The sequence below is a fragment of the Bacteroides ilei genome (genome assembly GCF_900128495.1).
Classification (GTDB): domain Bacteria; phylum Bacteroidota; class Bacteroidia; order Bacteroidales; family Bacteroidaceae; genus Phocaeicola; species Phocaeicola ilei.
Map to the genome: position 1 here is coordinate 2,678,535 of NZ_LT635801.1, position 14,055 is coordinate 2,692,589.

At 41.9% G+C, this 14,055-nt stretch carries 10 protein-coding genes; 8 read left to right on the plus strand and 2 right to left on the minus strand.

The window, feature by feature from the left end:
• Positions 1 to 131: 131 nt before the first annotated feature.
• From BQ7489_RS11435 to BQ7489_RS11465, 7 genes are all read left to right on the plus strand, one after another.
• Positions 132 to 1,421 carry an MATE family efflux transporter gene (locus BQ7489_RS11435; RefSeq protein WP_072531103.1) on the plus strand — a complete coding sequence of 430 codons (1,290 nt, stop codon included), beginning with the start codon at positions 132 to 134 and terminating at the stop codon, positions 1,419 to 1,421.
• Positions 1,422 to 1,433: 12 nt separating this feature from the next.
• Positions 1,434 to 2,072: a CatB-related O-acetyltransferase gene (locus BQ7489_RS11440; RefSeq protein WP_083580588.1), complete on the plus strand. Its 639-nt coding sequence runs from the start codon at positions 1,434 to 1,436 to the stop codon at positions 2,070 to 2,072.
• Between the two features lies 1 nt (position 2,073).
• On the plus strand, positions 2,074 to 2,919 hold the full coding sequence (locus BQ7489_RS11445; protein ID WP_072531104.1) for an RteC domain-containing protein: 846 nt from the start codon (positions 2,074 to 2,076) through the stop codon (positions 2,917 to 2,919).
• A 232-nt stretch (positions 2,920 to 3,151) separates the two neighbouring features.
• Positions 3,152 to 3,505 carry a helix-turn-helix domain-containing protein gene (locus BQ7489_RS11450; protein WP_055095684.1) on the plus strand — a complete coding sequence of 118 codons (354 nt, stop codon included), beginning with the start codon at positions 3,152 to 3,154 and terminating at the stop codon, positions 3,503 to 3,505.
• Complete coding sequence (locus BQ7489_RS11455; RefSeq protein WP_072531105.1) at positions 3,468 to 5,513, plus strand: bifunctional DNA primase/helicase; 2,046 nt, start codon at positions 3,468 to 3,470, stop codon at positions 5,511 to 5,513. The genes BQ7489_RS11450 and BQ7489_RS11455 overlap by 38 nt, the downstream gene beginning before the upstream one ends.
• A 19-nt stretch (positions 5,514 to 5,532) precedes the next feature.
• Positions 5,533 to 5,811, plus strand: coding sequence for a helix-turn-helix domain-containing protein (locus tag BQ7489_RS11460; protein ID WP_072531106.1), 279 nt, complete (start codon positions 5,533 to 5,535; stop codon positions 5,809 to 5,811).
• Between the two features lie 404 nt (positions 5,812 to 6,215).
• Positions 6,216 to 6,734: a dihydrofolate reductase family protein gene (locus BQ7489_RS11465; protein WP_072531107.1), complete on the plus strand. Its 519-nt coding sequence runs from the start codon at positions 6,216 to 6,218 to the stop codon at positions 6,732 to 6,734.
• A gap of 97 nt (positions 6,735 to 6,831) precedes the next feature.
• Here BQ7489_RS11465 and BQ7489_RS11470 read toward each other — a convergent pair whose 3' ends face one another.
• Together BQ7489_RS11470 and BQ7489_RS11475 are read right to left on the minus strand one after the other, a co-directional pair.
• Entirely contained in the window at positions 6,832 to 8,919 is a 2,088-nt protein-coding gene (locus BQ7489_RS11470) for a type IA DNA topoisomerase (protein WP_072531108.1), read from the minus strand.
• A gap of 26 nt (positions 8,920 to 8,945) precedes the next feature.
• A complete protein-coding gene (locus BQ7489_RS11475) occupies positions 8,946 to 10,268 on the minus strand; it encodes a DUF3945 domain-containing protein (protein ID WP_072531109.1) in 1,323 nt (440 codons plus the stop codon).
• A 317-nt stretch (positions 10,269 to 10,585) separates the two neighbouring features.
• Between BQ7489_RS11475 and BQ7489_RS11480 the strand changes: the two genes are divergently transcribed.
• Positions 10,586 to 13,735, plus strand: coding sequence for a metallophosphoesterase (locus BQ7489_RS11480; protein WP_072531110.1), 3,150 nt, complete (start codon positions 10,586 to 10,588; stop codon positions 13,733 to 13,735).
• Positions 13,736 to 14,055: the final 320 nt, after the last annotated feature.

Here is a 14,055-nt window from a genome sequence, read left to right on the forward strand (position 1 = left end):
GCTATTCAACAACGGACAGGCTTATAATAGGTTTGTCCTTTCTTGTTTTGCCATTATTCCAAATTCATAATTATGCGATGTGTCATGCCGCCTTGTGCAGCAGGACTTGTCGCATCATATCAAGTTGAACAATGAACTATACATATAAGAATATTTGGCTCATCAATTTTCCCGTAATGATGAGCATCCTTATCGAACAACTTATCAATATCACCGATGCTATTTTCTTGGGGCATGTAGGAGAAATAGAACTGGGTGCATCCGCCCTTGCCGGGGTTTGGTATCTGGCTATCTATATGCTCGGCTTCGGTTTCAGTTTGGGCTTACAGGTCGTTATCGCACGGCGTAATGGCGAGCAGCATTATTCCGAAACAGGGAAGACATTTTTTCAAGGATTGTTTTTCCTGTCGGGACTTGCTGTCTTTTTGTATTTGTTCTCCAAACTGTTTTCCCCGATTATTCTAAGTAAGCTGATTGCTTCTGCGGAAGTCTATCATGCTGTGATTGATTATTTGGACGGACGAATTTGGGGACTGTTGTTCTCCTTTCCATTCCTTGCCTTACGCTCGTTCATGGTCGGTATTACCTATACAAAAGCCTTGAACATGGCGGCTCTGACAGCCGTATTAGTGAACATTCCAAGTAATTGGCTGCTCATATTCCATTGGGACATGGGAATAGCAGGTGCAGCCATCGCATCGTCTTTTTCCGAAGCATGTTCATTGGCAGTGCTGGCAATCCATGTTTCACGTAAAATGGATAAAAGGCTTTATGGCTTGTCTTGGAGCTTCGACAAAGGTGTATTACTCCATGTTTATCATGTATCCGTTTGGAGCATGTTCCATTCGTTTATCAGCGTAGCCCCTTGGTTTCTGTTTTTCGTAGCAATAGAACATTTGGGAGAATTGCAACTGGCAGTAGCAAACATTCTCCGAAGCATATCTGCCCTATTCTTTGTCATTGTCAGTTCGTTTGCCGCCACAACTGGCTCGTTGGTAAGTAATCTGATTGGAGCAAACGAAAGAGAACAAGTGTTTCAGTTATGCAGTAGGGTAATCCGATTAGGCTATGCTGTCGGCTTACCGCTGATTACGCTTGCGTTGGTATTCCATCAGTCTGTTGTCAGTGTCTATACAGATAATTCGAATATCGTACAAACTGCATGGTTTCCGTTTGTGGTCATGTTGCTTAACTACGTCTTTGCCTTACCCGGTTATGTCTATATGAATGCTGTAACAGGAACAGGAGCAACACGAACAGCTTTCATCTTTCAGGCGACAACCATTGTTGCCTATCTGCTCTACCTGTGGGGATTGAGCCATTGGGATGTACCTCTTGCCGTTTATTGGACGGTAGAATACCTGTTCGTAATTGGACTTGGGGTGCAATCTGTTATTTATCTTAAATATAAACACTATTAAAAACTGAATGTCATGATGAAAAAGATATATCCACGCACAGGCGACACGCAGACTGTGTACCTGAATGCGGTTGTAAAAGACCCGTCTATCGAAGTGGGCGACTACACCATCTACAATGATTTCGTGTCCGACCCGTTACTTTTCGAGCGGAACAATGTGCTTTATCATTATCCTATTAACCATGAGCGGCTGATAATTGGCAAGTTTTGTTCCATTGCCTGCGGTGTGAAATTTCTGTTCAACTGTGCCAACCATACCTTGAAATCCTTATCCACATATACTTTCCCACTTTTTTATGAGGACTGGGATTTGGAGAAATCGGATGTGGTAACGGCTTGGGATAACAAAGGCGACATCGTGATAGGTAACGATGTATGGATAGGCTATGAAGCATTGATTATGGCTGGCGTTCACATCGGCAACGGGGCAATCATAGGTTCCCGTGCCGTTGTTACGAAAGATGTACCACCTTATACGATAGTTGGCGGTGTTCCTGCCAGACCGATAAGAAAGCGTTTCGATGAAGAAGTGATACAGAAGCTCGAAACGCTGAAATGGTGGGATTGGTCTGCTGAGAAGATACAGCGATGCTTGCGTTATATTGGGAAAGGTGATATAGACGGGTTGTTACAAATGGTTGATAATATGTAGCATGAAAAGATTTGCGGAAGAAATACTGGCTAAAATTGACGCTGAAATCCAATTAAGGGATTGTGGTGTCGATTCTGCAATGGATAATGCCTTATATATGGTAAGGTTCATTGCACCTATGTACGAACAACTAAGAGAAATGATTATTAGCTATTCATTTCCGAGTGTAGAAGATGAAATATGTTTTTTCAAAGAATTGAAACCGGAAATTCTTAGCAAGTATATATATTTTAATAAGGTGTACCATATAGAATTGAAATGCCCAGATGGTAGTAATGACTGTATCCGGGAATATTTGAGTGCAGAATTGGATAAACTGACGTATTTCTTCCGCAACAATATAGAGTTTTATCAGTATATACGTTCACAATCAACACATTTGGATAATTTTTATTTTACTCGAAAACCAATAGGAACTTCAATAATGCCAAGTTTTGAAAGTTTCCAATATGATGCAGACCCGTTATTTTCAACCGGATATGATTATAAGGTCGCAAAAATACTTTGCAACAAGTATTTGAAAATTTATTTAGAGGACAGGATGGTTAAATTAAACAATGCTGAATACAAAACAGGAAGAAGTTTTAGATTTAACTCTGTATGTTTTACCGGAAAGAAAAATACCTTGATAGAATTGGGTTATGCGCTTGTTTCTTCCGGTGATATAAATCATGGTAACATAGAAATAAAGGAATTTATGGAATACCTTAGTTTCGTTTTCAACATTGATTTGGGTGATTATTATGATGCGTATATTGCTATGAAAGAGCGAAAAAACAGAACTTCTTATTTGAACAAGCTGATTGAGAATCTGACAAAGAGAATGAATGAAGATGATACAAAATAAATAAGTGCTTTTTAATTAGCAAAATAAAATACCGTGTTCATACCGACACGGTATTTTTTTATTTTTACTGAAACAGTCTAAAAAAGGACTTTTTTTATTCTCAATACATAATAAAACTATCTGAAAAACACTTGAAAACCACCGAAAAATATTTTTACCATGACGGTATGAACCATGACTTTTAATCATTTTCATATCCCGAACTTTGCAGCAAAATCAATTAGTTAACAATATGGATGTGATTACGATTGAATCAAAAGCCTATAAGGAGATAGTGGCTAAGATAGATGTGATAGCCAATTATGTATTTTCACAGGAGGACACGAAAAACGAGGATGAAATCTGGGTGGACAGTTACGAGGTCTGCACATTTCTCCAAATCAGCGACCGTACATTGCAACGTTTGCGTGCAAAAGGTGTAGTCGCTTTCTCTAACATAGGAGGACGGTGTTATTACAAGATAGGCGAACTGAAACGTCTGCTGGAAGAACGGCTGATAAAGAGCAATGACGAATGTATGCGTAACCTGATAACCAATCATGAATTGTATGCTAAGGAAAGAAGAAATACTAAGCAGGACAAATAACGGCTTGTCGGTGTTCAAACACTACCTGCCCGGCAACTGGCGTATCGGTAGGAACTTTCTCAATCCGTTGTATAAAGACAGCAAGGCTTCCTGCAACATCTACTTCGACCGCCATAGCGGTATGTACAAGATGAAAGACTTCGGTAACGACAATTACAGCGGCGACTGCTTTTTCCTCGTGGGGCAACTGAAAGGGCTGGACTGTAACCGGGCTTTGGACTTCATCGAGATACTGGAAACCATCGACCGGGACTTGGGACTGGGTTTATCTTCCGGGACACCCGTTCCTATATCCCAGACTACCGACAAATGTATTGCGACGAACACACCTGTTGAACCGCCCGAAAAGCCTGTCAAGCCTTACCAGTTCAGGGAACAGAAATTTTCCACCGCAGAAATGGAATACTGGCGGCAGTACGGCATCACTCCCGAAGTGCTGGAGCATTACAAGGTCTGCTCACTCCGGGAATACAGCAGCGAAACGGCAGAGGGAAAGCCATACACCTACATTTCATCGTCGGCAGAACCGATGTACGGCTACAAGGGCAAACAGTACATTAAGCTGTACCGTCCCTTTTCCACACCCCGTTTCCTATATGGCGGCAGCTTCGGGGAAAACTACTGTTTCGGGTTGGAGCAACTGCCCGCCAAAGGTGACACATTGTTTATCACGGGTGGCGAGAAGGACGTGCTTTCACTGGCGGCACATGGCTTTCATGCCATCTGCTTCAACAGTGAAACGGTAATGATACCGTCCACGCTGGTTTATCGGCTGACGTTCCGTTTCAAGCACATTGTCCTGCTTTTCGACATGGACAAGACAGGTAGGGAGAGTTCAAGCAGGCAGGAAAGACTGCTGGGGGAATTTGGCGTGAAACGCCTTTCTCTACCGCTTCCGGGCACGAAAGAGGAAAAGGACATATCGGATTATTTCAAGGCGGGTAACACCCGTGAAGATTTCCTGAAACTGTTTATCAGATTTTTAGACGACCTATATAGCGACACACTGATTATGCTTAAATCATGCGAGATAGACTTCAACAATCCGCCCGTCAAAGCACAGGTCATCATATCGGCGGGCGATGTTCCATTGGGAACACAAGGCAACCTGTTCGGCATCACAGGGGGCGAAGGAACGGGCAAGAGCAACTATGTAGCCGCAATCGTGGCAGGCTGTATCTGTCCTCCCTATACGGAAACAGACACGCTGGGCATACGGATAACCGCTAATGACAGACACAAGGCGGTTTTGCTCTATGATACCGAACAGTCGGAAGTACAGCTTTTCAAGAACGTAAGCAACCTGCTGGCACGTGCGGGGCAAAAGGAAAAGCCGGAAGAACTGAAAGCGTTCTGCCTTACGGGAATGTCCCGAAAGGAACGGTTGAACGCTATAATACAAAGCATGGATAAGTTCTACTACCAATATGGCGGCATCCAGTTGGTTGTCATTGACGGCATCGCCGACCTCGTAAAGAGTGCCAACGATGAAGCGGAAAGCGTGGCGGTGATAGATGAACTGTATCGGTTGGCGGGTATCTACAACACCTGCATACTTTGCGTACTTCATTTTGTCCCGAACGGATTAAAGCTGCGTGGACATCTTGGAAGCGAATTGCAAAGGAAGGCAGCTACCATCCTGTCAATCGAAAAAGACGATGAACCCACGCAATCGGTAGTGAAAGCCCTGAAAGTAAGGGACGGAAGCCCGCTGGACGTGCCGCTGATGCTTTTCGCATGGGACAAGAAAGCCGGGATGCACACGTACCGGGGCGAAAAGCCACGTGAAGAAAAAGAGAAGCGCAAGGAAAGGGAACTGGTGGGTGTAGCCCGTGACATTTTCGGGCGGCAGACACACATCACCTACATAGACCTTTGCGAACAGTTGCAACAGGTACTGGACATCAAGGAGCGGACAGCCAAGAACTATATCCGCTTCATGCGGGAGAAAGAAATCATCCTGAAAGACCCGGCAAACCAAAGTTATTTTATGATAGGTCTCATTTAATTTCAATCGGGAGTAGCTTATGTATATAGACAATGACAACTTCGTGGCATGGATGGAGCGTATCATAGACAGGCTCGACATGCAGGATAAAAAGATAGACCGTCTGATGAACAGCCACAACTGCCTGAACGGTGAAAAGCTGCTCGACAATCAGGACTTGTGCTTTATGCTCAAAGTGAGCGTCAAGACCTTGCAGCGTTACCGGAAGAAAGGCATATTGCCCTATCTTCTTCTGGACGGAAAATATTACTATCGGGCAAGCGACATACACAGGCTTATTCGTGAGCGCACGGATTAGACAGTGTTTTTTGTCATCATTCAATTAGTCGTGTCCTGCCCTGTTGTGATAACACGGCAGGATTTTTTTATTGTATGCCATGATTTCTCAATGATTTTCACTACATTTGCAAAAGTAGTACAAGAGAATAACGGCGATTGAACAGCTTTGACTGTGATTTCGTCTTTATATATAATATTGAAAATTAGCGTTCCGCTGAACGTCCTGATACGAAAACTGGCAAATTTTCAAATTGAGGGGATATTCAGTGCAGGATACGTTATGCAATCGCATAGCGTGGTCTTGCCTGTTTCCTCAAAGGTATTGCCAGTACCACGTATCGAAGCAGTGTAAGAGCCACGCTTCTTTTTTGGGTACTGGCGGACAGTTGAATATGAATATTAAACTGTTAAATACCTGATAGTATGAAACAAATAAAAGCGCATATCGCCGTATCTCTTGACGGACACACAGCCACATTAGACAAAGAACTGGACTGGTTACCCCGTGAAATAAAAAATATCATTGGCAAGCAATACTTGGAAGCAAATTGCCTGCTCATGGGAGCGAACACCTACAACTACATCTTTGAACATTGGGGCGGGTGGCCACACAAAAGCAAGCGGTCTTTTGTAGTGTCACACTACGACACCAACGTAACGCCGGACTGCGGGGTGGAGTTCCTGACCGAAGAACCGCTGCAAAGGGTTTATGAACTGAAACAAACGCATGACATACTGGTGGTGGGTAGCGGAAAACTGATTACCTCGCTGATAAAAGCCGGACTGCTGGACAGTCTGACAATCTATACCGTTCCCGTCATGGTAGGCAAAGGCATCGGCTTTGTCGGGGAAACATTCGGCTCGCAGTGGAAGTTGTCGGAAAGTAACGTATTAGGAAACGGAATTGTCCGTTCGACCTACCTGTTTGACGGGAACATATAAAAAATGCGCCCGGTTTCCCTCCGGGCGCAACCACTAAAATTTCAATTATCATAAGCCTTAAAACCCATCACAATGAAATTTCAGCGGTAAAGATAAGTTATTTCTTCGGCTTTCCTTTCTTTTCAGGGAATGAAAAAGCGACATTGAACTGTTCGTCCAGTACCAGCGAAGCATCGAAAACCTTGCCGTTCTTTCCCTTGAAGCCCTTGATTAACCCGGTCTTCCGCTTCGTCACCAGTTCGACAACCTGCTTGTCGGTCAGTTGCTTGTCGCACTTGTTACGGAATATGGTAAGCGTACAGTCCACGTTGGAACATTTCGCCACTTTCGGGTAGAACAGGATGCGTCCGCTGCCACATTTCGGACAGGGACAGGTTTCACCTCCGGCAATGGACAGTTGTACGGAAAGCAGTTCCGCCGTGATTTGGGCGGCATAGACCTCGATGCCTTTCCTGAATGTGTCGGCATCCATGCAGCCCGCTTCTATCTTGGCAAGGGCGGTTTCCCACATCCCCGTCATTTCGACATCGGCAATCTTCTTGTCCTTGACAATCCTGTAAACGGCAAGTCCCTTTTCTGTGGGTATAATATTCCTTTTCTCACGCACGATGTACTGGCGTGCGAACAGTGTTTCTATAATCGCCGCACGAGTGGCTGGCGTACCTATCCCGGCATCTTTCAGGCTGGCTTTCAACTCGGCATCCTCCAGTTCCCTGCCCGCATTTTCCATTGCGGCAAGCAGGCTGCTTTCCGTATGCAGCGGCTTCGGCTTGGTCTGCTTTTCGAGCAGATCCACGCCGGAGAGCGACAAGGTTTCTCCCTCCTGAAGCTGTGGCAGTCCGGCAGCTTCTCCGTCCTCGCCTGCTTCCTGTTCGTTGAACACAGCCCGCCATCCGGCTTCTTTCATTATCGCCCCTTTTACGGTGAAATCGGTATTTCCGGCGGACAATACAGCGGTGGTAACGTCTTTCACGCATTTGTCCGAAAAGGCTTCCAGCATACGCCCGGCTACCAATTCATAGACCGCCCTTTCATCTTCGGAAAGTTCATCGGGCAGGTTCTCGGTAACGATTAAGGCATGGTGGTCGGTTACCTTACCGTCATTCACGCTGCGGCGGTTCAGTGTGTTGCTGTTCAAGCTGGCGGCATATCCGGCAAAGCGGGGGTATTTTCCCAACAGTGCGATGCGCTCGGGCATTTCCTCGAAAACATCCTCCGAAATATAACGGCTTCCGGTTCTCGGATAGGACATCACTTTCTTTTCATACAGGCTTTGTGCTATCGAAAGCGTCTTGTCCGCTGAAAAATCCAGCTTCGTGTTCGCTTCCTTTTGCAGCGTGGTAAGGTCGTACAAAAGGGGCGGTTCTTGGCTGGTTTCTTTCCTCTCAACAGACTTCACCACAAGCTGCCCGGCATCCTTTACCCGTTGCAGGGCGGCTATGGCATCGGACTGCTGTTCCCACTTGTCTGTCGATTGGGCGGTGAAACCTATTCCCCCGCTGGCGGTCGCCGCTTTGAGCTGCCAGAACTTGGTCGGGACAAAATTCCTGTTCTCCAAAAAACGGCTGCATATCATCACGAGCGTGGGTGTCTGCACCCTGCCCAACGAGAACACGCCCTGTCCGGCGGCTACGCTCAACGCTTGGGTGGCATTTATCCCTATCAGCCAGTCGGCTTCACTACGGGACTTGGCGGAGAGGTAGAGGTTATCGTAACGTCCGCCCGGCTGCAAATTGTACATCCCCTCACGGATAGCCTTGTCGGTAAGGCTGCTTATCCACAGCCGGAAAAAAGGCTTGCGGCAGTTCAGGTAATGGAATATATACCTGAAAATCAATTCCCCCTCACGCCCGGCATCGGTGGCGACAATAATCCTGTCGCACTGGTCGAACACCTCCTTAATCACTTTCAACTGTTTCAACACGCCGGGGTCTGTCTTGTAGCCTTTCTCGGCTTTCACCTGACGGGGGATTAGCCGGAAATCGGACGGAAGTATGGGCAGGCTCTCCCTGCGAAAATTTGCTACGCCGTAGGCTTCAGGCATGGCAAGCTGTATCAAGTGCCCGAACGCCCATGTCACTATGTACCCGTTGCCGGACAGATACCCGTCATTCCTTTGTGTCGCCCCGATAATCCGGGCGATGTCTTTTGCCACGCTGGGTTTTTCCGCTATCAATGCAATCATAATTCTTCACTTTTTAATGGTAGGTACTACATTTTCATCCCTCTGGACTTCTTGGGCTTGTCCGCTTTCAGGCTCTTGTCCTGTGCTTTTTCCTGTTTCTCTTTCTGCTTGGCGGTGGGTTTCTGTTGTCCCTGTTTCAGCGGCTCTTTGGTCTGTTTGGTTACTTCATCGGTCTTTCCTCCAGAATTGACCGCTACCTGCGTCCGGCTCTCGGAAACGGGGATAACATCTTTCGGCTGCACCTTGCCGGAGGATTTGCCCTGTACTCCGGGCTGCACATGACCGTTGAACTCCACACCCTTGCCGTCCTTTAATCCTGTGACTTGCTGCTGTGCGGGCTGCTGCCCCTGCTGCAAGAACTGGACGGCAGACCTCGGCAGGAACTCCAAGCCACGCTCCACTGCGCTGACTTGAAGATAGGCACTGCGTTTCGTCCCGTCCTTGAATTGCAGGTTTTCCATCTTGACGGGTTTCCCAGCTTCAAAAGCGGCTTTCTGTTCCGGGCTTACTTTCACGCCACAAACGGTATCGGGACATTTCCACTTGTCTGCCCGCATGTACTCCAGTTCATGGGTATACCTGTCCCGGCTGACAAACACTGGGATTTGCTCCCCGTGTTTCGGGTCTTTGATTTGGATAATACCGCCCAGATTGCCAGTTCCCAGCAGGTTGCCTTGTTCCTGCTTGGAAAATTCGTACCCGTTATACGGGCGTTGAAGCAGTTTTTCATCCATTTGCACGCCGTGCAGCTTAGGCACTACCGTCCCGTCCTTTGCCTGATAGAAAGAGAGCTTGACATCGGTAGGTTTAAGGTAGAAGCCGCCTACCGTCCCCGAAACGGTATAGGTGTTGCGGGATTTGTAGCCACGCATCACCCTGTTGAAATCCTTTGTGTTTTTCAAAGTGTCGGCGGTAATGCCGACTTTCTTCAAGTCCTCCCAATTGATTTTAGCCGGGTCGAAACGGTAGTCCTGCCTGCCCCCGTTATTGTCGGGATTCGGAACTCGCAACATTTCCGCCCGTCTGTCGCCCTCCGGCGTGGGGTTGCGGTGGTTGTTCTCGATAGCTTTTGCGTCCTGTTCCGCTTCCGTAGCCTTGCTGCGGAACAAAGCCAGTCCCTCCGTGTCCTGATACCTGCGGAAGAAATTGGAAATGAAGTTGCTGAACACATCGCTGTTCCTGTCCACCTGCATAAACTCACCGTTATGGGATTGGGTCGGTTCAACGGTCTGCAAATTGCCCTCGTTGTCGATACCTTTAACGGCACTCACTTTCCCCTGCTGTTTATCCAAGACCAGCAGCACGTCTTTTTCCTGCCCCTCTACGGACGGGTTCATTCTGTTTGCCATAAATAATTGGAATTTTAGTGGTTACGGGATTATTCCCGTCCAAAAGTAACGACTAAATATGCTATATTTTGACAGGCGGCAATGAGTGTCCCGATTTGTCTTTCGGTGTCTCGGTTTGTCTAGAGTTGAAAGTAGAGAAATAGCTATTTCCTATAAAATTTTAATATGGAATGACAAGAGTTTATATAACGCAAATAAAAAAGGAGAAACAAATAATGACTAAAACTATTTTCCGTATCTTTGTGGATATTTGAAATATTGATTTAATAATCAATAGGAAACATATTTTGATTTATAAATATTTTACACTGGAAAATATGAGAATACTACATTTTTCCGATTTTCATTTAGATAAGACTCCGATAAATATAAACAAGTCTCAGAAGCTTATTGAAAATATGCTTCAAGCTATAATGCCATATCACAATGAACGACATATTGATCTGATAATATTCACTGGGGATATGGTTAATGTTGGAGGTAAGTCATTTGATAATATTCAACAGGGTTTCCAAACATTTAAAAATCTCATAATTAATCCCCTAATAAAAGCTTTAAACTTAGGTAATGAGAGATTTATATTTTGTCCAGGAAATCATGATGTCGACAGGGCACAAGATAATAAATTTGCAGAATCAGGATTAACAGAGCAACTAAATAACGCCCAAAGTTTAGACGAGTTTTATGACGATTCTAAATCCTCAGAAGTTATGAAGAGGATTTTAGATTTTAAAAAATTTGAAAAGAGTTATTACGAAGGAACTCCAAATTTATCTTATCAATATTCAAATTTTCAATCTAATTTCAAAATTAATATAGATGACAAATCTATAGGGATAACAGCACTAAATACAGCATGGAGATGTTGGGATTCAAATACTGATAAAGGTAAGATATTAATGTGTAGCAGACAAATTAGCGATTCTGAGTCATACATAAATGATTGTGATATTAAAATTGCACTATCGCATCATAGTTATACTTGGATGAATAATTTTGAAGTATTGCAATTGGAAAAGTATATTACACAAGATTATGATATGTACTTCTGTGGACATACACATAGTAGTAATGCTGAATATTGTATTAAACCAGAAGGGAAAACATTTAAATTAGTTGCTCCGGGAATTATGACAGCTAACAATCTTGAAAAAAATCCTCAATATAAAAATGGTTTTTCAATTATTGATTATGATTTGGATAATGCATTTGTTGAAACAATGTTATTTTTTCAAAATGATGTATTACAATTTATTCAAGATAAAAATCATGGCAAGACTGGTGTTTGGCATGTTGATATCCCCCTTGGAGAAGAACAGCTACAACGTAAAAGAATACAAGAGGTAATTATTAGCATCAAAGAAGAAGTAGAATATCTTAATAAGCATTTATTGAGTTATAATACTGATACCAAAGCACCAAAAACATTTAATGAAATATTTGTAGCACCTCAGCTGACTATAAAGAAAAAGCTAGATAAAGAAAAGGATGACAATCAAGAATTTGAGGAAGAAAATATTAATATTGATGAAATTATAAAATCTGATGATAATTTTATTATATTCGGTATAAAAGAATCTGGGAAAACGATTCTTCTTGATAAACTATTGTTAGAAATTTTAAACAAGAGTAATGGGACAGATACATTACCGGCTGTAATACGATTTAGTGACATAAAAAACGATATAGAGTATTGTATACGAAATTATTGGCACCAAAAGAAAACAAGCTCAATACAATTGATTGAACAATGTAATATAATATTACTAATTGATGATTTAGATTTTTCAGATAATCAACGTATGGAAATTCTAATATCATTTATAAATAGTCATCCTAATAGTCGATTCATTGCCACATGCTTAGAAACTCAAAAAAATGATTTGGTTTTGGACGCCTATTCTTGTCCTGACATAGATTATAAAAGGGTAGAAATTAACGAATTTAATTCTAAACAAATCAAAACATTAGCACAGAACTGGATAACCGACAACAACAACCCTGAAGCTAAAGCTAAAAAAATTGAGTTATTAATAAATGCATTCTCTGCTATTGACCTACCTCGTACCCCTTTCGCTATTTCTATGTTTTTATGGATTTTAGAACGGCAACAGAATTACAGACCTCAAAATAATTCTATTTTAATAAAGCAGTTTTTAGAATCCTTGTTACAAAGTAACGAAACTAAGGGCGCGCCACGAGAGCAATTTGATTTTGTCAACAAAAGTAGTCTTTTGGGAATATTAGCTAAAGAAATGCTTGATGCTGGAAATCAAAATTACTCTTTACCATCATCTAAGGTTTTGGAAATCATAGAGAATCATATGGCTGAATTAAAATTTAAATTTTATAGCGCAAGGAAAGAAATGAACAATTTCTTAAATCTTGGTATTCTCACAGAAGATGATAAAAGTAGAATAACCTTTCGTTTTTCATGTTTTTTTGAATATTATCTTTTTGTTTTCATGGAACAAAATGATGATTTTAAAAAATACGTATTATCTCCAGAAAGATTTACAAAATTTAGCAATGAAATTATTTATTATACTGGGATTCATAGAAATGAGAAAGAAATATTAAAAATGATTGTTGATACTCTTGAATATGATTATATAGATATTAACGACATTGTTTTCCAGAAAATAAGATCAGTAGATGACTTTTTTAATGTTGATAAAAGCTTAATAGAAAATCTTAGTGTAAATGATCTTATGCAAGTTTTACCTGACAAACAAACAGAAATAGAAAAAGAAGCAGAAAGTGATGCAAAATTAAACAGCAAACAGGCTTCTGTAAATCAAGGAGTTATAGAGAAAAAAGATTCGAACAAATTTAATGATTACGCAAAATTATTACTTCTATCGATGGACGTTCTAAAGAATTCCGAAGAAATAAAAGAAGAAGGCATAAAAAAATTATATTATACAACCATTTTGCGCAATTCTATTTCTTATATGATTCTATTTAAATTAATATGTGAAGAAATGATTAAGCATTCTTCTCATTACTCACAACAAAGAATAGAAGATTTAAAATTCTGTTTACGTATACTTCCTGTTCTTCACCAAACACTTATAAGTGAACATATGGGAACTTATAAATTAACAGAAGTGATAAAAGAAAAATTAGATGAGGATTATCAAAACGATAATATTTCAGAAATGGAAATATTCTTATCAACATTTCTTTATATTGACCTCAAAGGAGAAAAATATACTGAAGCTTTAAATAGATTTATTTCCTATTTCAATAAGGCATATATTGCAGACGCTTGTTTTTTTAAAATATCAAGTTATTATTACACTTCTAATGATAATGGACTTGATAAGATACTGCTTAATGCTTTATCTGATATGTACATTCGCATACACCAATCTAAAAAAAGTAACAAATATTTAGATAAAAGTAAAGTGATGAAAATGTTAATCAATAATAAAAAACGAAATAATTTGGAATCTAATAATTGATATCAAAAAGGGCAAGTTGAAAATTGCTATTATCTGAAAATATAAGGGAGGATTAAACCTCCCTTTATTGAGTGCAATTTATAAAATTTATTCCAGTAATGAAATTAATGTAACCATACTATTTTCCGCCTTGACGCACATTATTCACAAACCTACCTTTGCGCCATAACCAAATAACAACAATGATTATGGCGAAAGAAAAAGTAAACTATCAGGAGGTATATGACCTCTATCAGTTATGCAGCGAGACCAAGGATCTTCGGGAGTTCTGTGCTGATTATGGAGTAAACTACGACAAGTTCATGAACTGGCAGCGTCAT